This window comes from Streptomyces sp. NPDC043896 (assembly GCF_056435605.1).
In genome coordinates this window covers 89,542-116,279 of the sequence record NZ_JBWKEE010000010.1, presented here as the reverse complement: position 1 = coordinate 116,279, position 26,738 = coordinate 89,542, and the positions used below count along the sequence as shown (strand labels likewise).

General features: G+C 72.5%; 29 protein-coding genes. 18 read left to right on the top strand and 11 right to left on the bottom strand.

The features are described 5' to 3' along the window. Nucleotides 1-23: 23 nt before the first annotated feature. From AC069X_RS17070 to AC069X_RS17020, 11 genes are all read right to left on the bottom strand, one after another. Entirely contained in the window at nucleotides 24-1,127 is a 1,104-nt protein-coding gene (locus AC069X_RS17070; RefSeq protein ID WP_478729377.1) for a hypothetical protein, read from the bottom strand. A gap of 35 nt (nucleotides 1,128-1,162) precedes the next feature. Beyond that, nucleotides 1,163-1,888, bottom strand: a complete 726-nt coding sequence (locus AC069X_RS17065) for a glycosyltransferase family 2 protein (protein WP_478729492.1) — start codon at nucleotides 1,886-1,888, stop codon at nucleotides 1,163-1,165. Nucleotides 1,889-1,938: 50 nt separating this feature from the next. Further along, on the bottom strand, nucleotides 1,939-2,361 hold the full coding sequence (locus AC069X_RS17060; protein WP_478729376.1) for a hypothetical protein: 423 nt from the start codon (nucleotides 2,359-2,361) through the stop codon (nucleotides 1,939-1,941). A gap of 182 nt (nucleotides 2,362-2,543) precedes the next feature. Continuing rightward, nucleotides 2,544-3,314, bottom strand: a complete 771-nt coding sequence (locus tag AC069X_RS17055; RefSeq protein WP_478729375.1) for a hypothetical protein — start codon at nucleotides 3,312-3,314, stop codon at nucleotides 2,544-2,546. Between the two features lie 31 nt (nucleotides 3,315-3,345). Further along, the gene (locus tag AC069X_RS17050) at nucleotides 3,346-4,836 is read right to left on the bottom strand and encodes an ATP-binding protein (protein WP_478729374.1); all 1,491 of its coding nucleotides are present in this window, start codon (nucleotides 4,834-4,836) and stop codon (nucleotides 3,346-3,348) included. A gap of 31 nt (nucleotides 4,837-4,867) precedes the next feature. Continuing rightward, nucleotides 4,868-5,329: a DUF6238 family protein gene (locus AC069X_RS17045; protein WP_478729373.1), complete on the bottom strand. Its 462-nt coding sequence runs from the start codon at nucleotides 5,327-5,329 to the stop codon at nucleotides 4,868-4,870. 57 nt (nucleotides 5,330-5,386) lie between these two features. Further along, nucleotides 5,387-6,847, bottom strand: coding sequence for an SCO6880 family protein (locus AC069X_RS17040; RefSeq protein WP_478729372.1), 1,461 nt, complete (start codon nucleotides 6,845-6,847; stop codon nucleotides 5,387-5,389). An 81-nt stretch (nucleotides 6,848-6,928) separates the two neighbouring features. Next, nucleotides 6,929-8,251 (bottom strand): SCO6881 family protein, encoded by a 1,323-nt coding sequence (locus AC069X_RS17035; protein WP_478729371.1) that lies wholly within the window; start codon nucleotides 8,249-8,251, stop codon nucleotides 6,929-6,931. A gap of 30 nt (nucleotides 8,252-8,281) precedes the next feature. Then, nucleotides 8,282-8,962: a hypothetical protein gene (locus tag AC069X_RS17030; RefSeq protein ID WP_478729370.1), complete on the bottom strand. Its 681-nt coding sequence runs from the start codon at nucleotides 8,960-8,962 to the stop codon at nucleotides 8,282-8,284. After that, a complete protein-coding gene (locus AC069X_RS17025; protein ID WP_399491196.1) occupies nucleotides 8,962-9,264 on the bottom strand; it encodes a DUF6112 family protein in 303 nt (100 codons plus the stop codon). Before AC069X_RS17025 ends, AC069X_RS17030 begins: the two co-directional genes overlap by 1 nt. Before the next feature lie 167 nt (nucleotides 9,265-9,431). Further along, a complete protein-coding gene (locus AC069X_RS17020; RefSeq protein WP_478729369.1) occupies nucleotides 9,432-10,544 on the bottom strand; it encodes a C40 family peptidase in 1,113 nt (370 codons plus the stop codon). A 772-nt stretch (nucleotides 10,545-11,316) separates the two neighbouring features. Between AC069X_RS17020 and AC069X_RS17015 the strand changes: the two genes are divergently transcribed. From AC069X_RS17015 to AC069X_RS16930, 18 genes are all read left to right on the top strand, one after another. Continuing rightward, the gene (locus AC069X_RS17015; protein WP_478729368.1) at nucleotides 11,317-12,072 is read left to right on the top strand and encodes a DNA-methyltransferase; all 756 of its coding nucleotides are present in this window, start codon (nucleotides 11,317-11,319) and stop codon (nucleotides 12,070-12,072) included. 132 nt (nucleotides 12,073-12,204) lie between these two features. Further along, nucleotides 12,205-12,870, top strand: a complete 666-nt coding sequence (locus tag AC069X_RS17010; protein WP_478729367.1) for a DUF4913 domain-containing protein — start codon at nucleotides 12,205-12,207, stop codon at nucleotides 12,868-12,870. After that, nucleotides 12,867-13,367, top strand: a complete 501-nt coding sequence (locus AC069X_RS17005; RefSeq protein ID WP_478729366.1) for a hypothetical protein — start codon at nucleotides 12,867-12,869, stop codon at nucleotides 13,365-13,367. The genes AC069X_RS17010 and AC069X_RS17005 overlap by 4 nt, the downstream gene beginning before the upstream one ends. After that, entirely contained in the window at nucleotides 13,364-14,002 is a 639-nt protein-coding gene (locus tag AC069X_RS17000) for a DUF3631 domain-containing protein (protein ID WP_478729365.1), read from the top strand. Before AC069X_RS17005 ends, AC069X_RS17000 begins: the two co-directional genes overlap by 4 nt. Then, nucleotides 13,999-14,673, top strand: a complete 675-nt coding sequence (locus tag AC069X_RS16995) for a hypothetical protein (RefSeq protein ID WP_478729364.1) — start codon at nucleotides 13,999-14,001, stop codon at nucleotides 14,671-14,673. Before AC069X_RS17000 ends, AC069X_RS16995 begins: the two co-directional genes overlap by 4 nt. A gap of 56 nt (nucleotides 14,674-14,729) precedes the next feature. Continuing rightward, a complete protein-coding gene (locus tag AC069X_RS16990) occupies nucleotides 14,730-15,437 on the top strand; it encodes a hypothetical protein (protein WP_478729363.1) in 708 nt (235 codons plus the stop codon). 162 nt (nucleotides 15,438-15,599) lie between these two features. Continuing rightward, on the top strand, nucleotides 15,600-15,905 hold the full coding sequence (locus AC069X_RS16985; protein WP_478729362.1) for an SH3 domain-containing protein: 306 nt from the start codon (nucleotides 15,600-15,602) through the stop codon (nucleotides 15,903-15,905). Between the two features lie 38 nt (nucleotides 15,906-15,943). Next, nucleotides 15,944-16,387, top strand: a complete 444-nt coding sequence (locus tag AC069X_RS16980; protein WP_478729361.1) for a hypothetical protein — start codon at nucleotides 15,944-15,946, stop codon at nucleotides 16,385-16,387. Beyond that, nucleotides 16,384-16,827, top strand: a complete 444-nt coding sequence (locus AC069X_RS16975; RefSeq protein ID WP_478729360.1) for a hypothetical protein — start codon at nucleotides 16,384-16,386, stop codon at nucleotides 16,825-16,827. Before AC069X_RS16980 ends, AC069X_RS16975 begins: the two co-directional genes overlap by 4 nt. Then, a complete protein-coding gene (locus tag AC069X_RS16970; RefSeq protein ID WP_478729359.1) occupies nucleotides 16,828-17,241 on the top strand; it encodes a hypothetical protein in 414 nt (137 codons plus the stop codon). A gap of 50 nt (nucleotides 17,242-17,291) precedes the next feature. Then, nucleotides 17,292-18,149 carry a winged helix-turn-helix transcriptional regulator gene (locus AC069X_RS16965; RefSeq protein ID WP_478729358.1) on the top strand — a complete coding sequence of 286 codons (858 nt, stop codon included), beginning with the start codon at nucleotides 17,292-17,294 and terminating at the stop codon, nucleotides 18,147-18,149. Between the two features lie 97 nt (nucleotides 18,150-18,246). Next, nucleotides 18,247-19,542: an MFS transporter gene (locus AC069X_RS16960; protein WP_478729357.1), complete on the top strand. Its 1,296-nt coding sequence runs from the start codon at nucleotides 18,247-18,249 to the stop codon at nucleotides 19,540-19,542. A gap of 83 nt (nucleotides 19,543-19,625) precedes the next feature. Then, a complete protein-coding gene (locus AC069X_RS16955) occupies nucleotides 19,626-20,885 on the top strand; it encodes an MFS transporter (protein WP_478729356.1) in 1,260 nt (419 codons plus the stop codon). 35 nt (nucleotides 20,886-20,920) lie between these two features. Continuing rightward, nucleotides 20,921-22,129, top strand: coding sequence for a hypothetical protein (locus tag AC069X_RS16950; protein ID WP_478729355.1), 1,209 nt, complete (start codon nucleotides 20,921-20,923; stop codon nucleotides 22,127-22,129). A 65-nt stretch (nucleotides 22,130-22,194) separates the two neighbouring features. Continuing rightward, on the top strand, nucleotides 22,195-23,007 hold the full coding sequence (locus tag AC069X_RS16945; RefSeq protein WP_478729354.1) for an SPDY domain-containing protein: 813 nt from the start codon (nucleotides 22,195-22,197) through the stop codon (nucleotides 23,005-23,007). Nucleotides 23,008-23,027: 20 nt separating this feature from the next. Beyond that, nucleotides 23,028-23,504, top strand: coding sequence for a hypothetical protein (locus AC069X_RS16940; RefSeq protein ID WP_478729353.1), 477 nt, complete (start codon nucleotides 23,028-23,030; stop codon nucleotides 23,502-23,504). A gap of 105 nt (nucleotides 23,505-23,609) precedes the next feature. Then, nucleotides 23,610-25,298 (top strand): SpaA isopeptide-forming pilin-related protein, encoded by a 1,689-nt coding sequence (locus AC069X_RS16935; protein ID WP_478729352.1) that lies wholly within the window; start codon nucleotides 23,610-23,612, stop codon nucleotides 25,296-25,298. An 80-nt stretch (nucleotides 25,299-25,378) separates the two neighbouring features. After that, nucleotides 25,379-26,431, top strand: a complete 1,053-nt coding sequence (locus AC069X_RS16930; RefSeq protein ID WP_478729351.1) for an MSCRAMM family protein — start codon at nucleotides 25,379-25,381, stop codon at nucleotides 26,429-26,431. Nucleotides 26,432-26,738 lie beyond the last annotated feature (307 nt).

Below are 26,738 nucleotides of genomic sequence, written 5' to 3'. Positions count from 1 at the left end.
GCGTCCTGACGGGTCGGGGAAGGTCATCGGCTGCGCGGCGCTCGTTCGGGGCCAAACGGCGCGGCCTTGCCTGCAGCGGGGAGTGCGGGCCGGACCGTGGCCGCAGGGCCGACGGGTCGGGTGGCGCGAGCCTGCCGCAGCAGGGCTGGCGCGTCGGTGCGCCACCGGCGGAGGGTCTCGACCGTGCCGGGCGGCAGCACGGCAGACGCGGATGGCGCCGCCGGCCACGAGGAGGTCGCCGCGTCCGGGTGAAGGAGCTGGCGGAGGCGGTCCAAGGAGGCGGAGTCCTCGGCACCCGCCGCGGGGTGCACACGGGAGAGAAGCTCGGCGGCGTGGGGGCGCAGCCGGCGCCACTCCACGGAGCCTTCTTCCAGGTACTGCTGCTCGACGTGCCCGAGCGTGGCCGGGTCCAGGCGGATGCCGTCGCTGTAGCGGCCGGACTGCTGGTTTGCCGTCCATGTCGCATGGAGTTCCTCGAGCCTGCCGTGCGCCGCTTCGACGACGGCTAGCAGCCGTCCGTGGACGGCCTGCTCGTACGCGGGCAGGAACGTGCCGGTCACCAGACTGGCGGCATGGGCAGCGTCGGACGGTAGTACGACCGAGCGGGGGGCGTGCGGGTTGGCGTAGTTGTCGTCGAAGGTGGCGCTGGCGAAGGCTCCGAGCAGGTACTCGTGGGCGCTGCCGGCGCGTTCGACCAGGAGGAGTTCGACGCCGGCACCGTTGGTGAGGTGCGCGCCGTACGGGATGCGGACGTGCTCCACGGAGTCGATGAGTTCGCCCGCGTCCCACAGGAGGGGGACGAGGTCTTCCTGCCACAACGGGTGGGCGTAGACCCCGACCTTCACCGTCCACGTCCCGGGCAGGCCGTCGGCCAGCGCGGTGGCATAGTCGCCCAGGTAGGTGCGGGCGCCGCCGAAGAGGAACACGCGGTGCCGGCGCGCGTTCTCCGCGAGGGCAAGCAGGTTGGGTTTGGCGGTGTCTACGTCGTGCAGGGCGTACGTGCCGTCGGGGCGCCGATCGAATCCGGGCGTGAGCCGCAGGGCGGTGTCGGCCCACCGGTACTGCTCGCCCACGGGGACGGCGACCAGGCCATCGGCCGGGCTGAGGGCGAGGATGATCTGTGCCATGCCCCTGGAGCGGGGCGTTGCGCGGTCGTCCATGCTCATGCTCGGCCGGTGAGGGCGTTGCGCAGGCCGTGTCCGAACGCGTGGGCATGGCGGCGGGCCGCAAGCTCCAACTCCTCGTACTGCTCGCCGCGGGTCATCTGCCCGTCGTGCTTGCGGTACCGGTAGACGGGCAGCCGCAGGAGCACGCCTGGGGCCAGCGCGGTGATGCCGACGGCGGCCATGTAGTCCTCGCCCTGGACGAGGCCGCCCATGCCGCCAGCCGCCCGGACCAGGCGGGTGCGGGCCAGGATGGTCGTCGGCCCGATCGGGATGGTGTCCTGCGGCCGGGGCCAGTAGGTCACCACGTCGCCGGCGGCGTGGTAGCCGGGCGGGGCCGGGCATTCCCACAGGCGCGTGGAGCCGTCCGGTAGCAAGTCCTCGCTCCATCCTGCGACCCACCCGAGTTCGTCGGTGAAGGTCTCCAGGCGTACGCCCAGGCTCCAGTCGGGGAAGACGTCATCGTCGTCGGCCCAGTTCACGAACTCGGTGCGCACCTCGTTCAGGCCGAGGTTGCGGGCGCAGGCGGCACCGACCGGGCGGGGCAGGGCGAGGGTGCGGATCCGCGGGTCGGCGGTGATCGGGGCAGGCACGAGGGCGGGGTCGGCGCCGTCAAGGACGAGGACGGCCTCCCAGGGCACGGTCTGCCGGGTGAGGCTGGCGTGCATCTCCTGGAGGTAGGGCAGGCGTTCGGGACGCAGCTGGGTGGCGATGACGACGGTGATCTGCGGGGCGGGCAGGGGCTTCTCCGGAGTGCGGTCCGTGGGCGGGGCGTTCAGCGGGTGATCCGCGGTCGGGCGGGTGCGGGTGCCGGGGGCACCGGCTTGGTGATCTTCAGTGGGGCGGCGGGGGCCTGGATGGGCGCGGGCCGGCACGGGTCCCACAGCGAGGGGGTGCCGGAGATCCGGGAGAGGGGGTCGGTGTCCCAGGGCACGACGGGACCGATGTCGTACCAGGTCAGGGCGATGACCTCGATGCCGTGGTCGTGCAGGACATAGCCCCATTCCAGGCCCATGGCATCAGCGTTGTCGTCGGTGACCGGGATCGGCGTCGCGGGGGTGCTGTCAACGTTGAACACGTTGTCGAAGGGTGCGCTCGGGCCGCGGTCGCCGTGGGGGTCGAGCCGTTCCCGGACGTTGTCGGGGGCCCTGTCCAGGAGGTCCATGCCGAGCTGCTTCCAGTCGTGGGGACCGTCCATCAGGTGCCGGCGCAGGGCGTCGAGGTCACCGCCGAAGCGGTAGCGGGCGGCGCCGAGCAGGAGAGGGAGCTGGTGGTCGGGGTAGCCGTCGTAATGGCAGTAGATGCCCTCGTATCCGTCCTTGGGGGTGGGGCGGGCGATGAAGCTGCGGGTGCTGATGGCGGTTTCCTTCTTGCAGGTGGTCAGCGGGCTCGGGCGGCAGGGGCTGCGGGCCGTGCTGGCACGGGCCGGGCTACGGCCGGTGGGCGGGGCGGGAGCGTGGCGTGGCGCAGATTCACGCCGATCCCGTGCGCGGCGAGGCGGAGGGCGACGGCCTGGATCCGTACGGCGCGACCGTCCTGGCCGTAGGAGGCAGGGAGGAGGAACGCGGCCTGGTGGGGCACGTACTGGAATCCGTGGACGTACAGCGCTTCCCGGGCTTCCTCCGGGACGTCCTTGTACGGCGTCCCGAGCGCCCCGTCCTCGTACCAGGTCAGGGTGACGGTCTGGTCGACCTGCGGCGGGGTCTTGCGGTGTGGGGGGTCGGGCCGGTCGGTGACGTTGCGGCGTACCGTGTGCCGGGCGGCTTCGTAGCGGGGCAGCAGCCGTCGGGCGATGTGGGCGGCGGCGCGGACGGGATCGTTGGGGACCGCGATCCCGTTGGGCTCGTCGACCCCTGCGAAGTGGTGCGGCTCGGCGTCGGGGCTGAGCGGGGCGACGACGAACTGGCCGGGCCGCAGTGGCCTGTCGTTGACGTATAGGTGCTCGCCGTCAGGGCCGTGGAGTACGGCCTCGTGACCCAGGACGTACTGGCTGACGATGTACTCGACGTGACCGGTGTCCCAGAGGCGCTCGATGGTGGCGAACTGGTCCGGGTAGGTGTGATGTTGCTGGTAGTCGGTAGTCCACTGCCCGGGGAGGCGGGCGGCGAGCGCGGAGGCGAACAGGGACAGGTCGGCGCGTGCGGAGGGCATGGGCTCCCGGGTGGGTTGAACGATTCTGCGGTCAGTGCATGCGGGCGTCTGTATCGAAGAGCTGCAGCTCAGCGGGGTGCAGCTGGTGCTGAACCACGAAGCTGCGGCCTGCGACCTTCCACAGGCCGCGGCCCCGGCTGAGGTGGGACAGCGCGGCGGTTTCGACGCTGGTCAGTCCGAGGAGTCCGGCGGCGGCGTGCAGCTGGTCGGTCTCCTGGCGGTAGATCACGCGGGTGCTGCAGTCGGCGAGCAACCCCTCGGCCAGTGCCCGGCTTTGGCTGCCGGCGTCGCCTGCGGTCAGCAGGTCTGACAGCCGGTGGATGACCATGGCGTTGGCGATGCCCAGGCCGCGGGAGAGCTTCCACTGGGCCTGCATGCGCATCAGGAGGGCCGGATGCCTCATCAACCTCCATGCCTCGTCGTAGATCACCCACCGCCGGCCGCCGTAGGGGTCGGTGAGCGCGGCTTCCATCCAGGCCGAGGCGCACGTCATGGCCAGGACCAGGGCGGTGTCGTCGCTGCCGCCGAGGCGGGAGAGGTCGATGGACAGCATCGGGCTGTACGGGTTGAAGGCGCTGGTGGAGGGTGCGTCGAACATTCCGGCCAGGTCTCCGAAGACCAGGCGGCGCATGGCATGGGCGAGGTCGCGGGCGGCCTCCCCGAGTCGTCCCGCCAGCAGGCCGCCGGCGAGGTCGAGGCCGGGTCCGTCGGCCAAGGCGTAGGCGATGTCGCCGAGCAGCGGGGGCCGGCCACTGGCCGCCGCGCGGGTGGCGGCGGCGTCGAGTGCGACGTCCAGGACGGTGTGCTCCATGGGCAGCAGGTCCCGGCCCAGGACGGTGCGGGCCAGTGAGCCGAGGAGCAGCAGACGGCGTTTGCGGACCTCGCCCTCCCACTCCGCCTCCGGTACGGACGGCGGACGGGGCGCCGAGTCCAAGGGATTCAGTCTGCCGGGCAGACCCGGCCCCAGCGCAATGGCCGTGCCGCCCAAGGCGGCGGCTACCGCGCTCCATTCACCCTTCGGGTCGCACGGCACGTACACCCTGTGTCCGAACGCGACGCTGCGCAGGGCCAGGCTCTTGGCCAGGGCGCTTTTGCCCTGCCCGATCACCCCCGCGAGCAGCAGGTTCGGGTTGGTGAAACCCTCGACCTTCCCGTAAAGGCTGAACGGGTCGAACGTGAACGACCCTTCCGCGTGCAGGTCGCGGCCGATGTAGATGCCGTCCGCGCCGAGCCCGCCTTCGGCGAGGAAGGGATAGGCGGCACTGGCCACGGCCGTGGTCATGCGGTGGGCGGGCAGTTTGAGGCGGCTGCCGCGGGCGGACGCGGGTCCGGGGCGGCCGGCGAGCGGATAGATGGCGTCGGGGTAGGCGGCCTCGGTGGGGTGCTGGCCCGCTTCGGGGCCTGCGGCGGTGCGCGCTCGGGCTTCGGCGCGGGCTGTCTGCTTGCGAAGGGCCCGGCGCTGGGCGCGGTCGATGTTGTGCGGGGTGAACAGGGGGGTCGCGCTGGCGCGGCGGTGGGACAACGGTGCTCGCTCGTTTCCGGGGCGGGGGTGTTCAGGACGCCGGGGCGGCGAGGTCGGCGGCCGTGGTCTTGCGCCGTACGGCGTGGGAAGCGGCCAGGTGGCGCTGGCAGATGGTCAGTACACGCGGGCCTTCGGGGAGCCGCTCGGGGTGGCAGTCGCTGCCGCCGGGGGCTGAGGCGGGAAGCAGGTGGAACGCGGCGTGGACGGAGTCGGCTGCCTGCCAGAGGCGGGCGTGGGCGGTGGCCAGGTGCCGCCCGGAGGCGGGGCGTTCGGGACGGGTGCGTTCAGCGAGCTGGTCCAGCAGGCGGTGCAGGGCGGTGAGGTGGGCGTGCAGGCTGTCGAGGTGAGGCCGGTCGGCGGGTCGGCCGCTCTCGCCGGTGGAAGACTGTGCGGTGAGGGTGCGCGTGTGGTGGCGTAGGCCGGCGGTGGCCGCCCGGAGATACGGGTGGGCGTCGCTCGTGGGGAGGGCGTCGCGGCGGTCGTCAGGTGACAAGGGCTTCTCGCTGGGGATGGACGCCAAGATGGCGGACGGGCGGACGGGCGGGTCGGGTTAGAGGGTGTTGCGGGCAAGCGGGAGAGCGCCGGCGGTGAAGGCGTCCGTCTGCTGGTAGATCAGGCGCCGCAGGTCCACCTGGGCGCCGGCGGCAGCCGTTTCGATCTGTGCGCAGGCGGCGTCCAAGTGGGCGTCGGTGTCGGCGGAGACGGTGAGCAGTCCGGTCAGCGCCACGTCCGCGTGCCCGGAGATCAGCTGCTTCTCGCGGGTCTTGACGTCCGCGTACTCGACGTTGTCCGCCTCTGACTCCACCTGGCCGCGGCGGCGGCGCTCGGACGCGTCCGCGATGATCGCCGCCTTGCGGCGCTGGACATCGCGCAGCGCGGAGTCGATCCCCTGGGGGGCGTAGATGAGGGAGAAGGTCCGCCGCACGCCGGTGCTGAACATGATGTTGTGCAGGAATCCGGCGTGGGTTTCGGTCCTGGGCCAGTTCTCGATCCAGTAGGTGGTGTGCCGGGCGGAGTCGGTGATCACCCGGTCGGTCTCCTCGACCTGGGCGACGGGGCCTGCGGCGGCCGGGTCGGCTTCGGCGCGACCGGTGGAGGACCACTGCTGGAGACGGGCGGTGGAGGCGGGGTCGTAGGCGGTGCGCAGCACGGCTGCGATCTCCCGCGGCCCCAGCCAGCCGGTGACGGTGAGCCCGGCGGTGCGGGCGGCCTGGGTGACGGACGCGGTGGTCTGCGCCATGACGGTGAAGGCACCGTCGAGTCCGCCACCGGCCTGGCTGACCAGCCGCTTGGCGGCCTTGAGGTCCAAGGCGATGGCGAGGTAACTCTCGTGCGGGGCCGTGGCCGGGCCGGCGGATTCGACGAGAGCGGAGTAGATCTGTCCGGCGACGGGTGCCTGGGGGTTGCCGTGCTCGGCCCAGTGCCGGGCGAGGCTGTCTCCGGAGTCCGGCACCGTGCGTTCCAGGACCTGGACGGTGGCGACGTGCCCGGTGCGGGCGATACCCGCCAGCGCCCGGCCCCAGGCGGAGACGTTGCTGTTCTGGGTGGCGGGATCGAGCAGGGCGAAGGCGCGGGAGCTGACCTTGGCGACGGCGGTCAGGGTCTGCCGGTGGGGATCGTGGACGGCGGCGGCACCGGAGGCGGCCGTGGCCACCCGCAGCGACGCGGTCGTTCCCGGCAGGTGGAGGAGCCCTTCGACCCTGGGCCGGGAGACGGGCCGGGACCGCCACACCGTCTGCCCGGTCCGGCTGCGCTGGGCGTACCGGGCGACCAGCGGCGCCCAGTCGATCAATGACCGGCCCTCCCGTCGTACGCCGACCAGGACGGCGGTGGTGATCCACAGGGGAGCCAGGACGACGGCGCCCATCAGGCCGGAGGTCACCACGGTGACCAGGAGAAGCACGAGGGCCGAGGAGACGAGAACGAGCTGGGGGAGGCTCAGGCCCAGCAGGATGCCGCGCCGGGACCGGTGGGGGAACTTGACGGTGAGGGGGAGAACTTCGGAAGACAAGGTTCGGGTCCGGGTCGGGTCGGGCCGGGGCAGGGCGCGCGGTTGAGAGGGCGGGCCCTGCCCCGGGCGGGGCTGGTGGGGTTACAGGCCGGTCGGCGAGGAGGACTGGGTGCTGTCACCGGCGGAGGGGGCTCCGTGGGCCGGAGGCATCGGATCGGAGGGAGCACTGCTGCTCCACTCGCCCTGCTGACCGCCCCCGCCGCCCCAGCTCGGCGGACCGCTGTCCTGGCTGCCGCCCTGACCCGTGTTGCTCTGGTTCTGCGGGGTGCCGGACTGCTCCATGAGGTCACGGAAGCCGCCGCCGGAGCTGTCGCTTCCGGAGTCGCCCTTGTCCATGCTCATGCCGCCGGTGGGATTGGCGGCGATGTCGCCGGGGAAGCCTCCGCCGCCTGCGGCCTGGGTGCCGCCCGCGGCCCCGGCGCCTGCCGCCGCGCCGCCAGTACCTGCGGTGGCTGCTGCGGAGGCAGCCTTGCGCCCGGCGTTCTCGGCGTGCTGGCGGGCCATCTGGGCGCCCGCGCCACCGGCTCGGTGAATCGATTCGCCGTCGGTGCCTTCGCTCGCCCAGTGGACGAACTTGAACACCATGTACGGGCAGAGCAGTACCAGGAGCATGATCACCATGCCTGCGGCCATGTCGGCGAGGGCGGACACGCCGTCCTTGGCTTCGGTCTTGCTCATGGCCGCGATGCCGAGCACGAAGATGATCGTCATCAGCAGCTTCGACACCACGAGCGTGGCGGTGGCTTCGATCCAGCCGCGCCGCCAGCGACGGGCGACTTCCCAGCCGCCGCCGGCCCCCGCGAAGACCGCGAGGGTCACCAAGATCAGGATGCCGACCTTGCGGACCATCATCACGCCCCAGAAGAGGAACAGCCCGATCGCGCTCGCGCAGGCGGCGACGACGGCGACGAGCCAGCCCATGCCCGAGATGGCGCCGATCTGGGAGATCTTGACGACGCGCCTGACGGCGGTGGACATGTCTGTCCCCGATGCCTTGAACAGTCCGTCGGACAGCGCGTCGACGACTTCGAGGGCCACCGTGGTGAAAGCGATGGCGCAGAACGCGAACAGCACGCCGGAGGCTGTGCCGGTGACGGCCTGGGTCAGGGCCTGGCCGTCACGTTTGATGGCCGCCCGTACGAGCTGGGCGCAGAACGTTGCGACGAGGAGGAGCAGGCCGATGGGCAGGATCGTCTCGTAGTTGTCGCGGAACCAGCCTGCACCGAGGTCGATGTCGGTGGTCCGGTTGATGGCCTTCGCGGCGAGGTCGGCCGCGGCGGCGGCCAGGTCGCCGGCGCTCTTCGCCATCCAGTCCCCGATGGCGCCGACGGGGTCGGATGCGAAGTCGATCACGTCGCCGACTTTGCAGAGGTTGCCGGCGACGGGCAGGTCACAGAAGCCCACGCGGGCGTCCTTTCGGGGAGAGGGGAGCGGCTACGGGGCGACGCGCGGGGCCACGGCGACCAGGCGGCAGTCCTTGCCGGGGCGGCACTGGACCGCGAGGGTGATCTGGCGGTCCTCGGCGCCGCCTCCGCCGCCGTTCCAGGCGAGCTGTGCCTTGCCGCGGACGGTGACGGCGTAGATGTACGCCTCGGTGATCGCCTGCGGGTTCTCGGCCAGGGCCTGCTTGAACGCCGAGGGGAAGTGCGCCTCGGAGGTGGTGGCGCTGGCGTGCTGGGCGTTGTCCTTGAGGCGGGACCACAGGAGCGGGTCGGGAATCTGCGCCTGGACGGAATCCCAGTCCGCGTACGCGGTTTCGCCGGTCATCCAGGTGTGCATGCCGGCGAGCTGGTCGTCACGGCTGGTGGTGCGGGCGTCGAAGGTCCACAGCATCACCGCGCTCGCCCGGGCGAAGGCCAGCGGGTCGGCGATGGGCGGCGGGCCGGCGACCTTGGACCCGCCCGGAGGCGGCTTCGGCACGGGAGCCGAGGTGCTCTTCGGCGATGCCGAGGACCCCGTGTGCGGGGCGGACGCGTCGGTGGTCTGGCTGCGGCCTGTCCACCAGGCGACGGCGCCGGTCAGCACCAGGAGTGCGGCCAGGACGCCTGCGGCGAGCATGACGCGCCGGGGCGGGTGCCACCCGATACCGAGAGCGTCGAGGGAACGTTTCCTCATCAGCGGACCTGTGAACCGAGGGCACTAAAGAAGGCCACGATGCCGTTGGCTGCGCCCAGGCCGAGGGCGGCGCCCGCGCTGACGACTGCGCCCTTCTTGCCGTTGGCTTCGGCCTGGTGGCCGCCGGAGTGGTGGCCCCAGGCCCACACGCCGAGGCTGACGGCGAGCGCGCCGACCACCGCGACGATGCCGAAGAGGTTGATCGAGTTGACGACGGTGCGCAGGACTTCGAGGCCGGGCAGGCCGCCGCCTTTGGGCGAGACGCCCGGATCGTAGGCGAGCAGGGTGAGGCGTTCGGACAGGGGTGGGGTGAGGGTGGCGGGGGAGATGAGGGTGCGCTCCTTGCATGCGCAGGACACGACGGGTCCTGCCGGGGAACAGGAAGAAGGGGGAGGGGAAGGGGGCGCTCTGCGGCGCGAAGGTGGTCCGGTCCGCCCGGTGCCTCATGGGCCGGCCGGGCGGACCGGTGTCACGGGAGGCGGCGTGCGCTGTGCGCGGCGAAATCCGCGACGGTGGCGAAGCGGACCGGTTTTCCGGTGCGCGGGGCCTCGATGACGTAGCCGTGGCCGGCGTAGATACCGACGTGCTCGGGGACGGCGGGGGTGCCGCGGCTGAACAGCAGGTCGCCGGGGCGAAGCTGGTTCAGCGGGACCGCGTTGCCTTCTTTGACCTGGGTGTACGTGGTCCGGGTCAGGGTGATCCCGGCCTTCTTGTACGCCTGCTGGGTCAGCGAGCTGCAGTCGCACCGGCCCATGGGGTCCGGGCCGTGGGGCGCGAGGCAAGAGCCGCCCCACTGGTAGAGGGTGCCGAGCTGGTTCATGGCCCACGTGATGGCCGTCTTGGCGCGGGGATCGGCGTCGGCGGGGATCGAGTACCCCTTGGGGACGGCCCCTTCGGGGATCGGTCCGGAGCCGCTGCCGTCTTCGCCCGGAGTGCAGGGGTCCGTCGCCGGGAGGCCCGGGATCTGGCCGTCGGCGGGCGGCCGGGCACCCTTCAGCGTCGGGGCGATGGCCTGCTGGAGCGCGCGGGCGAGCGGCTCCCACTGGGCGTACGCGTCGGGGAAGCCGCTCAGCTGGACGGCCTGCGCGGCCTGCGTGATCGTCATGTGCTGCCAGCCGGGGACCTTCAGCAGGCCCTGGTAGAACTTCGTGCTGGCGTAGACGGGATCGCGGACCTGGGCGGGAGTGCCCCACCCCGCGCTGGGCCGCTGCTGGAACAAGCCCAGCGAGTCGCGGTCGCCGTAGTTGAGGTTGCGTAGCCGGCTTTCCTGAATGGCGGTGGCAAGGGCGACGATCTGGCCGCGCTCGGGTACGTCGAGTGTGATGCCGGTGGCGACGATGGTGCGGGCGTGGGGTATTTGCTCGTCGGGCAGGTCAAGGCCGTCGACGTGGACCTTCTGGGCGCCGGATCCGCCGAGAACGGAGGCGACTTGGCGCCGGACGGCATCGGTATCGACCGACTTGGTGAAGCAGGAGGTGCCCTGGCCCGAGGAGTCGCTCGCGGCGGCGGCGAGCACAGCGGTGCCGGCCAGCAGGAAGGGGGAGAGGCAGAGCGCGCCGATCGCGGCGGCGATGCCTTTCACTCCCGGGCGGCCTCCGGTCGGCGGGCCGCGGGGATGGTGCTCTGGGATGGGGAGGAACGGGTCACGGATGGGTCCTCGGGGGTGGGCCCCGGCCGCACGGTGTGGGAGGGGGAAGGGCCGTGCGGCCGGAGCGGTGGAGGCGGGCGGAGGGCCCCGGCCCGGGTGCGTGTTGCCTCACGCACCCGGCGGGACGTGGGGAGTTACGGGCGGAACATGGGCGGGCCTCCAGGAAGGTGCAGGGATTGGTCCGCGGCGGCGGGCCGGTGAAGAAGGGGGATGCGGGGGCGTTTTACGGGCGGAACATCAGCGGACTCCTGGAGCGGTGCGGGGCGGGAAGCCTGGGGATCTGGGTGTGCCGGGTGGGCGTTGCCTCGCGCACCAGGGCGGTGGGGTTACGGGCGGAACATCAGGGGGACCTCCAGGTCCTACGGAGTTGCGGAGTCGCGGGGGACGTGGGGCGGCGGGCGATGGCCGCGTGCGGGGTCACGGACGGAACACAGGGGCCTCCTGCGGGAATGGGAAAAGGGGGGAAGGGATACGCCATCGGCGGTGTCCGCCGGGCAGTGACATGACAGTAAGCCCGAATCCCCGGTCACCGAAATCGCCGCCGAAATCCGCGAGATTCCGGGCTTCCTGGCCCGCGATGCTTCCCAACCGGGGATTGTGACCTACAGTTTGGGCCTCCCCGCGTGCCACTGGCTTGTTCTGCCGTGTGCCTCTGCGCGGTCCGGAGCCCTTCCACCCGCATCCCTCATCGAATTGGGGTCCCCTTTTGTCGTTTTCCCTCCACCAGGGCGACGCGCTGACCGTGCTCGCGACACTGCCCGACGGCTGCGCCGACTCGGTCATCACCGATCCGCCGTACAACTCCGGCGGCCGGACGGCGAAGGAGCGCACGAGCCGCTCCGCCCGCCAGAAGTACGTCTCCGCGGACGCCCAGCACGCCCTGCCGGACTTCACCGGCGAGAACATGGACCAGCGCTCCTACACGCTCTGGCTGACGCAGATCATGACCGAAGCCCACCGTGTGACGAAGCCTGGCGGCACTGGACTGCTGTTCACCGACTGGCGCCAGCTGCCGGCCACGACGGATGCCTTCCAGGCGGCTGGATGGCTTTGGTTGGGCCTCCTGGCCTGGCACAAGCCGCAGGCAAGGCCGCAGAAGGGCAAGTTCCGCCAGGACACCGAGTACATCGTCTGGGGAGCGAAGGGCAAGATCGACGCCTCCGCGAACCCGGTCTACCTGCCGGGGATGTTCAGCGCCTCGCAGCCCTCGGGCAAGGCCCGCCGGCACATCACGCAGAAGCCCGTCGAGGTGATGCGGCAGCTGGTGCAGATCGCCCCGCCGGGCGGCACCGTCCTGGACTTCTGTGCCGGATCGGGCAGCACCGGGGTCGCAGCCCTGCTGGAGGGCAGGAGCTTCATCGGCATCGAGAAGACCAGTGAGTACGCGGCCGTCGCCTCCGACCGGCTCACCGAGACCCTCCAGCAGGTGCATTCCCAGGACGATTTCGACCTGACGTCCTGACCGGCCCGCATCACCGGCCGGATTGCGGCGGGGCGGAATATAGCGGCAGATCCCCGGTTTCCGAAACCGGGGATTCTCCGGACCATCGGAGCCACTGATTCCACGGCCCCGGCTGCAAGGAGAACCCTTTTCGTGTCCGAATCTGCTGAGACCCGTCATGGCGGGGAAATCGAGCCGGTCCGTCTGCCGGAAGGCGACCTCGAATCGATCGAGGCGTCCGTACGCAAGCTGCTGGACCAGTCGGCCGAGCAGGCCCGCCTGATCGACACGCTGGCCTCCGCCCCGCCGGCCGACCCGATGACCGCGAGCATGCCCTTCGCGGGATTCCCCGGCATGCCCCCGTACGCCGCTCCGGCCCCGCCGCCGGACCCCAAGCCCATCCTGGAGCTGGAGGGCGAGGAGTTCGAGGACGAGCTGGCCGCGCTCACCGACTGGGTGGACGACCACCTCATGGACGTCTACGGCGCTGAGATCACCACCGCCGCACCGTGGTGCGACCAGTGGCAGGAACACCTCGACGTCGTCGCGTGGCTGCACGCGCTGTGGCTGGCCTACCAGCAGCACAAGGACCCCGAGGCCGGCCTGAGCGGCATGGCCGTGTGGCACCGGGACTACCTCACCCACGCCCTGGCCTACGTCCGAGCCCCCGGCGGCCCCCTCAGCGCCTGCCAGACCGACCCGGAGCGTCTGGAGCACCGCCTACTGCGCGGCCCGGGCCCGTCCGCGAAGTCCGCCGCCCGCGATGCCGAAGCCCAGCAGGACGACGCCGGATCCTCGCCGGTCGGGGCCGCCACGTGACACACCCACCGCAGCCTCCAGCGGCGTTCGGGCTGTCCTTCCACCCCGAGGCACTGAACGACTTGTTGGCCGCCCCGGGCGACATGCGGGACCTGGGGCTCGCTCTCATCCAGGATGTGGTCCGCGCCGGGGTGAGGGGCGGCAAGCTGACCGGGGAGCTGTCCGGGTACCGCAAGCTCTACCTCGGCTCCCGCGTCGAGTGGCGCATCGTCTACGCCCACCGCCCGGCCCCGCCCGGGTCCAGCCACCCCACGGACATCCACGTCGTCGCCGTACGCCCCCGCGCCAAGCACGACATCTACGACACCGTCCGGGCCCGCGCCGGCCGCCCCCGCCCCGCAGCAGGGCCCCGCGCACACGCGGCTCGCTCCCTCTCACCGCAAGTCCGCCCGCGTCCCGGGCTCACGACGGCGCCTCCTGCCGCGGCGTACCCGGTCCCCGGACTCCCTGTACCCGCCCGCACCACAACGACTTCCCCGAAGGGTCCTTCGCGATGACCAACCTCACCGCCCAGTCCGCCCCCCTGCTCCAGACTCTGATCACGACTCTCCTCGAGCCCCGCCCGGCACCGCACCCGCGCCACCAGGCCCTGCTGGACGCGTACGAACGCCAGCTGGAACTGGAGGCGGAACTGAGCGACTGGGCCAGCCGACCGCAGCCCACCACCGACGCCGCGCAGGACAAGGAACTCGACGACCTGAGCAATCTGCTGGTCGAGCACGCCAAGGCGGGCCGGCAGGTCTCGCACCTCCTGAGCGCGGACAGCTGCTGCCCGCCGTGCGTCGACTTCGAACAGCCGCCGACCGACCCTGGCCACCCCGCCGACAACGCCGTCTCCGCCTTCGCCGCCCCATGCATCCTGGCCGCCTGCCTGGACGCCTTCGCCTTCCACGGCAGCCCCGACGCACTGCCCTCCGCCATCCTCGTCGCGGAGCTGCGCACGCTGCCCGGTATCGCCGAGGGCCGCTGGCCGTATGCGGAACTCACCCAGACCCGCCTGGCCACCCTGCTGCGCCCGTACGAAGTGGCCAGCCGCGACATTACCCACGGCGATGGCCGGCGCTGCAAGTCCTACCGCCGCTCGGCCCTCCTGGCCGCCATCCCGGCCGACTGCGACTGCCGGCCGTCGTGACCGCCCGCGAATTCCCGGCAACCGCCCTGGACGCCGCCATCGAGCAAGCGGTCGGCGACCTGGCCGTCCTGCACCACGACCACCTCCGCGGGCTGCTTCCGGCGGAGCGAGCCGCACTCGCTGCCGTGCACCGGGATCTCGTGACTGCCGAGGGCGCGGTCACCTACCACCGCAACGCACTGACACGCCTGTCGTCCGGCAGCTACCGCGTGGACATACCGCTCCTGGACCGCCTGCGCCGGACCGTGCACGATCTGGCCCAGGCCACGGCCGCCCGCGACCGGCTGCAGGAGGGCGTCGCTGCGGCCTTGGAGGCGGTCAAGGCCGCCGCCCCGGCCCTCGCCCCCGCTGACGAGGACCTGACGCCCCGCGACTTCGCCGCACTGCTCTCGCTCGCCGGCGGCGGCACGATGCGCGAACACCTCCTCACTCACCGCGTCTCGGTCCGCACCGTCCAGGGCCGGCTGGTCGAACTTCCGTCCTTCCAGCGCCTGGAGGCCCACGGGCTGCTCACCCGGGACACGTCCCGGGCTCTGACCGTCGGCCAGCCGGTCACCTTGACCGACACGGGCCGGACCGCGCTGCTCGGCACCCGCCGTTCGCCCGCCATGGCCACCCCCGTGCCTGCCCGCCCCGCCGGAGCCTGGCCGGCACCAGCACGACGCCACTGACCGCAGGTGCCCGCAGTCCGCCTTCTCCCGCCCCTGCAGAAAGCAGCCCGCCACACGTGCCTCTTCACCAACCCGACTACGAACTCGACGGTTTCGAGGCCGCCGATGACGGCCACCAGCAGCACAGCCGCGATCTCGGCATCTCTTCCTTCAAGGTGCTCGGCGCGTACCGCACGCCCGCCGACAGCTACTTCGTGCTGCTCGACGAGGGAGCCACCTGGGGCATTCCGGGAAGCCCGCAGCTGCGGGCCGTTCACGTATCCCGCGATCTACGCGCACGAACCTTCGAGGTCGACTCCAAGGAACTCCCGCTGTATGCGATGGCCCAGTCGTACCTGATAGCCCGCGGCTGTCCCGCCGACGCGCTCAGCCCGCCGGCGGGTGTACACGACCCCGCGGACGACCTCACCCGGGCCCTGGAGGCACGCGTCCGCGGAGACGGTGACCACTTCGCCCTGCTGGCCAGCTACACGGACGACATGCGCGAGTCCGTGGAGACGGTGGTGATGCTGCGCTCCCTTGATCCCCAGGCGGTGCCGGAGTTCCGGATCCTGCTGGAGCAGTTCGACTGGGACTCCAACACCCACACCCTGCGGGAAGGCGGCTTCGAGACGTACGCCGCGGCCGTGGATTGGTGGGAGGCGTGGTCGGACGAGGAGGCCCCGGCTCTGCCGCCGCCGGCTCCGGCCGTACGCCGCGCCCCGGCCCCAACGGCCCCGCCTACACCCGTGCCGCCGGTGTCCCGGCGACCTCAAGGACGCTGAACCCGGCTCGCGGCCAAGCCCGTTTCGGCCGACCTGCGGCGCGCAATATAGCCGCCGATCCCCGGTTTCGGAAACCGGGGATTCTCCGGACCCTTTGCAACACCACCGACCCACTGAGGGTGGTCACTTCCTGTTGTTCTGCCTGGTCTGGAGCCATCCGCTGTGTGCTACACGCCCGCGTTCATCACCGCCACCGTCCTGAGCGGAGCCCCATCCCGTTCCGCCGCCACCGCGGTACTCCGTCGCGTCGCTCCCCGTACGGCTCGGCGGGCCGAGCCGGTGCTCGCCGTCGTCGTCCACGCCCGTGCCGACGGTGGCTCTGCGGCTGTGGGTGTGCTGCGGCGCGGGCAGCCGTTCACGGCCTCGGTCACCGACGGGGCCTGGCTGCACGTCACCACCGCCTCGGGCGTTACCGGCTGGGTTGACGACGGCGACCTCCGTCGTGACGACCTGCTTCGCCCGAACTGATCCGCCCGTACGTTCCCTTCATTCCAGGAGCCCCTTTCGTGTCCGACATCCCCGACGTCTTCGACGGCGACGTGCTCGGCCTGTTCGCCGCGCGGATCGAGGCCCAGTTCGGCCTCGGCCTGAACGAGCTGGCCCAGGCCGTCCACGCCGCCCCCCAGGCTCATCCCGGTGCCACCCAGGCGGTCCACTGGTACGGCCTGCTCTCCCAGGCCCAGCAGGTGCTGGACGCTGCCGAAGACGCCCTGGTCGCGGCACTGGACACGGCGGTGGGGGATCAGCTGGACGATCCGGTGATGCAGCTGGCCCACCGGGTGAACCACGCTGTTGCCGCCCGTGACGGCCGGGCCATCACGCTCAGGTTCCTCCTGCAGGCCCCGGCCGAGACGGCCCGCATCCAGCATCGGTTCGGACCCCGGGTGACGACCACGCTGCCCACCCCCGTTCCGGCACAGCCCGCGCGGGTCCGGGGCGGTGTCCGATGAGCGACGGACGCAGGCCCAGCACCCAGGACGCCCGCCTGGAGGGCGTGTTCGGCAGCCCGCTGAACGAGCTCCACGAGCGCGCGGTCCGCCCCGGAGCCTCGCCGGCCCTGGTCCGGGCCCTGGAGCTGCGTGTCTTCCTCGCCCTGGCCGAGGCCCAGGTCGTACGGGTCCGTGACCGCGTTCACGCGGCGATGGCCCCCGACGGGGAGCTGGACTTGCTGAGCTCGGACGCGCTGCGTTTCGACGCCGAGTGGCTGGATGCGGCGCTGGCAGCGCGCAGCGGGTACCGGACCGCACTGGACAAGCTGCTCGCCGCGATGCCACCGCCAGCAGTCCGCCCGCTCGCCACAACGGGTCCGCTCCGGTCGGCAGCCGTGAGCAGCAGTCTCCCGCCGGTCCCCGCGGGGGCTGGAGGCGGAGCGGCAGTCCGGGGAGGCTGAGTGCCCGATCCGTACGCTGCCTCCCGTGCGGCGGGCGAGCGGATCGAAGCCCTCTACGGTCGCCCGGTTGCCGAACTCGGCGCGGACGCCGCACCCGGCAGCATGCGTCACGCCCTGCTCAACAGCTTCGACGCCCTCCAGTACGCCGACCACGCCGTCACCTTCCACGCCGAGCAGCTCCACCGGCTGACTCACCCCGACCGCGCGATCGAATCCGTGGACGTCGGCCACATCGCCGATGCCACCCGCCGCCTGGCCCACGCCGTCACCGTCCGCGACTCACACGCCCAGGTCCTCGGCGACGTGCTGAACAGTCTGGTCCGCGTCCCCGACGTCACCTCCCCGGCATCCGCCGCGCCCCAGGCTCCTGCCGTCGCACCGGCCGCGCCCTCCGAGCCCGCGCGCTCGCGCTGACCCTCCCTCCTTTCCCTTCTTCTCCACCATCCCTGTCTGGAGTTCTCGCCTTGGCCGCTGCCCGCCTGCCCTCTACCGACCTGCCCCGCGTAGCCGAGGCGCTGGAGATGATCGCGCCGCGCTGGAGCGTGTGGGTGCTGATGACGCTGGCCTCCCAGCCCGGCCCGCTGCGCTACACCAAGCTCAAGGAGCACCTGCCGTGGCTCGGCGACGGCCAGCTCCACCCCCGGCTGCGGGCGCTGTCCGATGCCGGACTCGTCGAACGCACCGCCCAGACCCGCCTGCACGTGACCTACGGCCTGACCGCCCGCGGCCGGGAACTGATGCCCTCCCTGACCGCCCTGGCGGGCTGGGGCGATGCGCACCTGGAGAAGACCCTCGTCCTCAACCGCGTGACCGGGAAGACCGAACCGGAGAGGATCTCGGCCGCGCAGAACGCCGAGGACACCCTCGCCGTGATCGGCCACCGGCACGCCACCGTGCTGCTGTGGACCCTCAAGGCCCGCGGGACCACGACCATGGCCGCGCTCTCCGCCGAGGCGATGGCCGACCACAGTCCCAGCGCGATCTACTCGCCGATCCGCCGGCTCATCGACGACGGCATCGTCTCCGTCTCCCGCGATGACGTCGCCTCCCTGCAGCTGACCGCCCCGGGCCAGGCTCTCGCCCCGATCTACCGGGCCCTGTCGTCTTGGGCCACCGCCCGCCCGCTCCCGGACGCCGAGACCCACCCGGTGTGGGGCGCACCCCGTATCCCGGCCGCCGCCCGCTCAGGGCAGTGGGCGGCTCACCAGGCCCGAAAGACCAGCCAGGCCGTCGCCGTGCGCCAGCCGCCGGCCCCCGCCCCGGCCACCGCCTGGCGGCCCGGCGAGCTGTTCTCCGCAGCCACCAGCGGCCCGAGCCGATGAACCCCCGCCGCTCCCTGCCACCTTCCGGCCGCCCGCCGCCGGTACCCCCTTCGCTTCCGGCGCCCTGGCGCTGAGCCCTGACGGAAAGCCTCGCCCGTTGACCGCTCGCTCGACCGCAACCGTTCCATCGGCCACGTACGGGGCCGTACTGGGCAGCCGGTACGTGGCCCGTCTGCTGGGCGGCACCCTGATCGGGCGCCTGCCCAACGGGATGGTCCCCGTCTCGCTGGTCTTGTGGATCACTGCGGGCGGCGGGTCGCTTGCCTTCGCCGGTCTCCTCGCCGCGCTCTACGGGCTGGCCTCGGGCCTCTCGCAGCCGGTCAAGGGGCGCCTCATGGACAAGTACGGGCAGACCCGCGTCTCCGTTCCGGCCGTCCTGCTCAACTCCTCCTGCCTGGTGGCGCTCCCGTGGATCGGGGCGGACGGACAGCCGGCAGCCGTGACCGCGGTCGTGGGGTTCGCGGGGCTGATCACCCCACCGCTGGAGGCCGGCCTGCGCGCGTTGTGGCCGACGGTCTTGCCCGATGCGGGGCGACGCCGCGTCGTGCAGGCCCTCGACACCGGCTCCCAGGGGCTGCTCTACATCGTGGGCCCCCTGCTCGCCTCGTGGCTGGCGACCGCGCACAACCCCGACACCGCCCTGTGGGCCACCGCTGTCCTCGGGCTCGCGGGATCGGCCATCGTCCTGAGCGCCGCCCCGTCGAGGTACTGGCGCCCGGCCACAGACGGGCCTTCGGGCACCGGACGGCTGGTGAGCGCGGGCTTGGTCCTGCTGTTCACCGCACTGGCCGGGACCGGGTTCGCACTCGGCGCGATGAACGTCTGGGCTGCGGACATGGCCGCCATGCACCACATCCCCACGCTCTCCGGGGTGTTGCCGGCCGCGTTCTCCACCGGCAGCTTCCTGGGCGGACTGGTCTACGCCCGCAGGACGTGGCCCGGCACCACGACCACCCAACTGATCACCACCAGCACCTTGTTCCTTCTCGGCTGGTTGCCCCTGCTGGCCGATCCTGAACCCCGAGCGGCCGTCGCCCTCGCCGGGATACCGGGGCTGTTCCTCACGTTGATCATCACCAATGGCTTCCACACGGTGGACGCCCTCGCCCCCGCCTCCCGCACCACCGAGGCGTACGCCTGGCTGATCCTGGCGGTCGGCACGGGACAGGCCGCCGGCACCGCGCTCGCCGGAGCCCTCTCGCACAGCCCGCAGGTCCTCGCCGCCCTGCCCGCGGCAGGCGCCGCCACCGCGCTGACCGTGCTGATCGTGGCCCGCCCCAAGCTCGGCCCCGGCCGTCGCCTGGGCCGCCACCGGCGTCCGCGCCGCTCCCGGCAGCACGCCCCGGCCCCTCACGAAGCATTCCCCGCGCCCGCTCACGGCCCTGGCCACTAACGGCCGTTGCCGCCCGGACCGTCGGTCACCACCCCGGTGGTCCGGCCCCCGAACGTATCCGTCCCACGCTCCCCGGAATCACGATGCCTCCCAAGCACGCCGCCCTGCGGCCACCCACCGGCCGACACGTCCGCGTCCCCGCCTTCGGACCCGTACGCGGTGTCTACGTCCCGCGCACCGCCGATGCCGGCGCCTTCGCGATGAGTACGTACGGCATCCCGCTGCTGGTCCTGGCCGTCACTGACTCGGCCACGCTGACCGGTATCGCCTTCATGCTCGAATGGGTGCCCCGCCTCGGCGCGTTCGCCCTCGCCGGTGCCGCCGTGGACCGCTTCGGTAGCACCCGCGTCCTGCGCATCGCCTCGGTCCTGCGCGCGCTCGTCGTCCTGGCCGCCGCCCTCGTGCTCCCCACCGTTGACGGCACGGCCGCCATCGCCACGGTCATGCTGCTCGCCGCGTTGACCGGCGTCCTCACGGAGTTCTCCTACATCGCGGCCGAGACCGCGGGCGGCGCCGCGAGCCGGGACGCCGGAGGCCACGCCCACCGCGTCCAGGCTGTCCTGCTGGGCATCGACCAGGGCGCCACGCTGGCCGGCCCGGCCCTGGCCGGTGTCCTGCTGCAGTACAGCGGCGCGACCGGGATGCTCCTGACCATCGCCGTCTGCTCCCTGCTCGGGGCGGCCCTGGCCCCCCGACAGCGCCCCGCCTGGCCCCAGGATGCTCCGGTCCCCGTCGCCCAGGGACTCCAGATCGGATGGCGGACCCTGCGCTCGCTGCCCGCTCTGGGCTGGCTGTGCGTCGGGCTTGTGCTCTCCAACACCGCGATCGGCCTCGTGCAGGCCGCCGGGCCTGTCCTGGTCATCCAGCAACTCGGCGGCACCAGCAGCCAGGTCGGCCTCGTCTGGTCGGCAGCCGCCGTCGCCTCCCTGGCCATGGTCGCCCTCGCCCGGTTCGCGATCGACCGGGCCGGTCTGTGGCCGGTCGGCGCCACCGCAGCCGCACTCGCCTCCCTGGCCTGCCTGGCACTGGCCGCCGCCGACACCTACACCACCTTCCTGGTCCTGGTGGCGCTGCTGATGGCCGGCGAGGCCGGCATGACCGTGGTGCTGCGCACCCTGCGCGCCCATCTCGTCCCCGCCGAGGTATTCGGCAGCACCCTCTCCCTGATCATCCTGCTGCTGCTTGCTCCGTTCCCCCTCGCTGGAGCCCTGGTCGCGCTCACCCCGCCTGACCTGCTCGGCCACGCCATCGCCGCCTGCGCCGTCCTGCAGGCCGCAGGTCTTGCCGTGTCCTTCGCGAAACTCCGCACCCATCCGGCCACCCGCCGGACGGTCCCCGCCTGACCGCCCCAGCCACCGAACCCTCGAAAAGGACCACGATGCCCTCGACCTCCGACTCTCCCCAGCCGCAGCACCGACGCCTGCGCCTGCGCGAAGTCGCCGACCTCGACGACACGGCGTTCACCGACTACCTGCAGGACCGTTTCGATCACCTGGTGGCGGCCGCGATAGCCGACGCCGCCGGCTACCTGCGCCCCGCCCAGCAGGACCTCCTCCACGCTCCCGGCCTTCTGCACGACCTGCGCGATGCGCTCACCTTCGCCGAGGGCGACCTGCAGGTTGCTGTCGAGCGGATGACCTACCGCCGAGACCTCCGCGCCGCCCGTACCTCCCGCCAGCTGCGGCAGGTACGCACTGCCCTCCACCAGGTCCACCGGGAAGCCGCTGCGCTGCGCCGAGCCGAAGCTCGTACGCGGGACGCTGCCGCGGGGACTCCGGCCACCGATACGGTCACCACCGCCCGCGGCTGGCTCGCCCACGCCTACCCGGCCCGCTTCGCCCAGCTCCTCGCCCAGGCCCAGGCCGACGCGGGCCTGCCCGCACGCCCGCTCGCCAAGGACATCTTCGACACCATCGAGGAGGGCTGGGCCGACGGTCACCTCACCGCCCCCAGCACGCCGGGCGTGGAGCAGATGCTGGCCAGGGGAGTTGTGGCCTTCCGCAGCGCCGCCGCTGACGACGCCCGCAACCAGAACGACCGTGACCCCGCGCTCCGCCACCCGCTGCTGCAGCGGCGCTGGAACACGGCACTGGAAGAACTCGCCACCCTGACCGTGCCGGTGGCCCACGCCTCCAGCCCCACCGCCCTGGGGGCCCTGCCCGGCGCCTTCTCCCACACGCCCGAACAGGACGCATTCAAGATCCTCAACGCGCGCCGGTTCCTGGTCGCCATCTGGCAGCGCCGAGCCGAACACACCCGCCTGGTCCGCCAGTACGCGGGGACAGTCACCGACCGGCGCCGCGTCGCTCCCGACCACGACCTTCGATCCCAGGCCCTGGACGCCGCCCTCGACCGCCTCGTCGCCGAGCACCCGGCCGCCGCCGCCCGGATCCTGGCCCGGCTCCGCCCGTACGCCGCCGCGGACGGCAGGCTCCAGGAGGACGTCTTCACCCCGGCCCTGCGCGCCCAGGCCAAGCGCGAGGTCCTCGCCGACCTGGCCGCCATCCGCAGGCCGGACGTCGTCCTGCCCTCCGTGATCGTGCCCCGCCCGGTCCTCGCCGCCACCGCTGCCCTCGCAGCCCGCTGACCGACACCCCTTCCGCCCTGGAGACGCCCTTGCCCGCACCCGCCCCCCGAACCACCGCCGCTCCCGTGGACGGCGATGTTCACGTCACGCCCCGATACCTCGCCGGATCACCCGGCCACGGCGATGTCGGCTTCGCGCCTGTCGCGCACTGGCCCCACCACCACCTCGACGAAGGCCCGCACCAGCTCGTCGTGACCAGCCCGGACCACCGCATCCGGATCGGCTGGGCCGGAGACGACTACGACCTGTGGACCATCAGCGCCGCGCCGGACGCCGTCTCCGGGCCCCAGTGGACCGCGATTGTCAACCAGAACACCCCGCCCGAGCTCGTCGCGGCCCTGACCGCCGCGCTCGCCCAGGACTGGGCCGACGGCCAGGACCGCTTCCTCACGGCCCCCTCGCCGACCTGGCGCGACGGCGTGGCACCGCTGGTCGCGGCCGGCTGGGAGCGTTCGGGAGCTGCTGAGCTGGGCACCGTGGAACTCGATTCCCCCGACGGCAACGCGGGGGTCTACATCAACCGCTCGCGCCGCGACCTGGAGCACGGAACGCAGCTGTGGGCCGGCCCTGCGGGCTGGGGCACCCGCGCGGACATCACCTTCAGCCCCCGTACGCCCTCCCACCTCATCGCGGCCACGGCGGCAGCCTTCACCGATCCGACTCCCGCGGCCCGCTGGCGTCAGAGCCTCCACCCCAAGCTCGCCGCCCTCGCCCAGCTCACGCCCGTCGTACCGCCCCGACCGCCGGTGTCCACCCCCCGCGACCTCCGCCCCCGCCTCGGAGTCCGTCCGCCCGTCCCGATCGGCAGCGTGCCGCGCTGGAGCACCGCCACCACACCCTCCGCCGCCCTGCCCGCGCGCCCCGCCGCCCGACGCTGACTGACCAACGAGGAAGCCCTGTGCCCCTGTTCACCGAGCAGCTGTTCGCCGACCACCTCACGCTGCCGTACCCCGAGGCCACTGTCGTCGGCGATGCCTACTACGCAGCCCCCGTGCCGGACCTCCCGCTGCGTCTGCGCATCGACTTCGCCCCCACGATCCGCTCCGGGCGCTACGACGGGCTGCGCCTGCAGGTCGTCCACCTGGAACAGGGGCGCATCGACACCGCCGTACTGTCCTTCGCTGACTACGGTGCCTTCGAGGCCCGCGACCGGCGCTGCGACAGGAAGCCCGGCCAGGACGGGTACGGCGCCTTCACCGACTGGAACCACAGCGAGCACCCGCCGTGGGCCGGCATCGCCGTCACCCGGCTGCGAGCCGCGATCGGCCAGTACGTACGCCTGTGGATCCCCGGCGCCCCGCCGGTACGCACCGGCCCGCATCCTGTCACGGCTCCGGTGCCGCAGGCACGGACCTCCCCGTCCCGGGCTCGGTAGGCGGATCCCTCCCACCAGGCTGCCGCCGCCTGCCCGCGGCATCCGCTAACGCACCTGCGTCCGCGCCCTCATCCCCTTCTCCACCGACAGGACCTCTTCGCACATATGAGCCTTCGTTTCGCCCGACCCGCTCACCTAGCCGTTGCCGTCGCGGCTCTGGCCGCGGGCACCCTGCTGCCCGCGCAGGCCATGGCCACCCCGGACGCCCCCGCGGTACTGGGCCCCGGCTACACCATCCCGGACTCCGAAGGACACGCCGCCTCCAGCCACATCGGCGCCTACGGCCCGCCCGGCCCGGCCGTCCACGGCGACACCGAGACCTACTGTGCCGACCCCGAGCGCAAGGGCCCGGCCGACGCCGGAGGCTACGGCGACCCGCAGCCGGTCCCGTCCTGGACGTCGTCGGTGACCGGGAAGCCCGTCACCAAGGAGAACCTGGCACAGGCCGCCTACGTGATCGGCAAGTACGGGCAGACCCGCGACAACGCCCAGGCCGCCGCGGTGGACGCCGTGGTGTACGAGTACCTGGCCGGCGGTACCTACGCCCTCGACGGCGAACGCGGCAAGCAGCGCCTGGCCTACCCGGTCGTCTCGCCGACCGCCCGCACCCTCGCCCAGGGCTACGTCGCCGAGGCCAAGAAGCTCGCTGGCCCCTACACCCTCCAGATCACGCCGTCGGTGAAGACCACCACCGCCGGGACAAAGGTCACCGTCGCGGTCAAGATCACCACCACCGCCGGCATACCGGTCCCGAAGATCGCCGTCACGCTCTCCGAGTCGGGCTCCGGCACAGCCTCCGGCAAGGTCACCACCAACGACAACGGCACGGGCGCCTGGGAGTTCACCGCCGAGAAGCCGGGGACCGCCAGCGTCACCGCGACGGCCGAGGGACTGCCCGCCGTCGGATTGCAGGTCCTCACGCCCAAGAACCCGGCCGCCCAGCGGATGCTGCTCGCGGGGGGCACCACCAGCATCGAGGACTCCGCCGCCATCACTGTCGGCGAGGCCACCGGCGGCGTGACGATCCGCAAGAAGGACCCCGAAGGCGCCCGCCTGGTCGGCGCCGCGTTCCAGCTCTTGGACTCCGACGGCAAACAGCTCGCCGCGGGCAAGACAGATGAACAGGGCAACCTCGTCTTCGACAAGCTCTCCGCCGGCACCTACCGGCTGCGCGAGACCTCCTCCGGCAGCCCCGTCCACGACCTGGTCCCCGAACAGATCATCACGATCACCGCCGGACGCACCGCCCAGGCCAACCCCCTCGACCTCGTCGACCCGTTCAAGAAGGCCCGCCTGTCGGTGAAGAAGACCGACAAGAACACCGGCAAGACCCTGCCGGGCGCGGTCATCGCCATCCGCGCCGACGAGACGGACAAGACCGGCAAGCACACCCCCGGCAAGGTGATCACCAGCCTCACCACCGGGACCGACGGCGCCGCGACGATCCCCCTCGACGTCACGCTCAAGGCGGGCACCCGCTACTGGGCCGGCGAGACCAAGGCCCCCGACGGCTACCAACTCGACACCACACCGGTCGCGTTCACCGCCCGGCCCGGCGCCGACGTCACCGTCACCCTCGCCGACAAGCCCACCCCGACCACGCCGCCGAGCCCGAGCACCCCGCCCGCGACACCTCCGGCCACCACCCCGCCGACGACGCCGCCCGGATCCCTCGCCCACACCGGCGCCGACGCCACCACCTGGCTGGCCGGCGGAGCCACCGTCCTGCTCGCCGCAGGCGGCGGCCTCTACCTGATCAACCGCCGCCGCCGTACGGGCGAAGCCCCCAGCTGACCCCCGGCGCTGCCGGGCCCGACTTCGGAGCCCGCGCCACACCGTCCCGCACCGCCTGATCCCGCCCGGAGCACCCCTTCATGAAGCACCACCCCCTCCTCTTCACCGCGCTCGCCCTGACCGCCACCACCGTCCTGACAGGCCCGGCCACCACCGCCACCGCAGCCCCCTCCCCGTCCGCCGAAGCTCCCAACGGCCAGGGCAACCCCGCGTCGGCGGACAAGGCAGGACTGCGCATCGTCAAGACGGACCCCGAAGGCCAGCCCGCCGCCGGAGCCTCCTTCCAACTGCTCGACTCCGCTGGCAAGACGCTCGCCGAGGGCAAGACCAGCGCCGACGGAACCCTGGCTTTCTCCGACCTCGCCCCCGGCGTCGTACGCCTCAAGGAGACCGCCTCCGGCAGCCCCCTGCTGGGCAACGTCCCCGACCAGGACGTCGTCGTCGCGCCCGGCGAGCCCAAGGTCCTGGCGATCACCGACCCGTACAAGTCCGCCAGCCTGACCCTCAAGGTCACCGACAAGGCCACCGGCAAGGGCCTGGCCGGAGCCGTCGTCAACATTGCCCCGAAGGACGCCAAGGACGACAAGGGCGCCTTCGCCCTCACCACCGGCCCGGACGGCACCGCCAAGGCTCCCCTCCCCGTCGGCAAGAAGACCGGCAGCGCCTACACCGCCACGGAGACCAAGGCCCCGGACGGCTACCGGCTGGAGACCACCCCGGTAGAGATCACGGCCAAGCCCGGTGCCGAGACCACCGCGGCCTTCACGAACGCGGCCACAGCCAAGCCCACCGAGGAACCGACCGGGAAGCCGACGGCCCAGCCCACCGGTGACCCCACCTCCCAGCCCACGCCGACCAGCTCGTCCTCGACCGGCACCGGGGAGCCGACCGATGCCGCATCCCCCTCCAGCAGCCCGGAAATCGGCACAGCCACCTCGACCCCCTCCGCACCGGATGCCAAGCCCGAGGGCTCCCTCGCCCACACCGGCGCCGACAGCACCAATGGATGGCTCCTGGCAATCGGTGGCCTTCTCCTCGCCGCCGGAGGCGGCGCCGTCTACGCCGCACGCCGGCGTAAGAACGACGAGGGCGAGACCGGCACCGGGCAGCACCGGCGCACCGACGACAACTAACCTCACCACCACCGGCCCCGGGAACCAGACAGGTTCCCGGGGCGGGCTGCGTTTCGGGGGGTAACGGTCCCCGGTGGGTGGGAGACGATCGAGCTGAGTCGGTCCACAGAGCCCGGCCTTGGACGCTTCAAGGGCCGCGGCCTGGCCGAGCGGTGGTTCGGGTCACCGCCAAGAGCAGGCCGTGCTTGGGCCTCTGCCAACGTGGGAGGACCAGCGCTGTCCTTGCGCCTGCCCCTGCCCTCAATGGCGTTCGACTGCGGACAGGGGGCGTTGACAGCCGGGGGAGCCGGGGAACCGGTTTGGAATG

Excerpts from the sequence above, each read along its gene's own strand:
- AC069X_RS17070 (WP_478729377.1), bottom strand. The coding sequence starts at position 1,127 with ATGGCACAGATCATCCTCGCCCTCAGCCCGGCCGATGGCCTGGTCGCC.
- AC069X_RS17055 (WP_478729375.1), bottom strand. The coding sequence starts at position 3,314 with ATGCCCTCCGCACGCGCCGACCTGTCCCTGTTCGCCTCCGCGCTCGCC.
- AC069X_RS16935 (WP_478729352.1), top strand. The coding sequence starts at position 23,610 with ATGAGCCTTCGTTTCGCCCGACCCGCTCACCTAGCCGTTGCCGTCGCG.
- AC069X_RS16955 (WP_478729356.1), top strand. The coding sequence starts at position 19,626 with ATGCCTCCCAAGCACGCCGCCCTGCGGCCACCCACCGGCCGACACGTC.
- AC069X_RS16950 (WP_478729355.1), top strand. The coding sequence starts at position 20,921 with ATGCCCTCGACCTCCGACTCTCCCCAGCCGCAGCACCGACGCCTGCGC.
- AC069X_RS17000 (WP_478729365.1), top strand. The coding sequence starts at position 13,364 with ATGACCAACCTCACCGCCCAGTCCGCCCCCCTGCTCCAGACTCTGATC.
- AC069X_RS17030 (WP_478729370.1), bottom strand. The coding sequence starts at position 8,962 with ATGAGGAAACGTTCCCTCGACGCTCTCGGTATCGGGTGGCACCCGCCC.
- AC069X_RS16930 (WP_478729351.1), top strand. The coding sequence starts at position 25,379 with ATGAAGCACCACCCCCTCCTCTTCACCGCGCTCGCCCTGACCGCCACC.
- AC069X_RS17060 (WP_478729376.1), bottom strand. The coding sequence starts at position 2,361 with ATGGACGGTCCCCACGACTGGAAGCAGCTCGGCATGGACCTCCTGGAC.
- AC069X_RS16975 (WP_478729360.1), top strand. The coding sequence starts at position 16,384 with ATGAGCGACGGACGCAGGCCCAGCACCCAGGACGCCCGCCTGGAGGGC.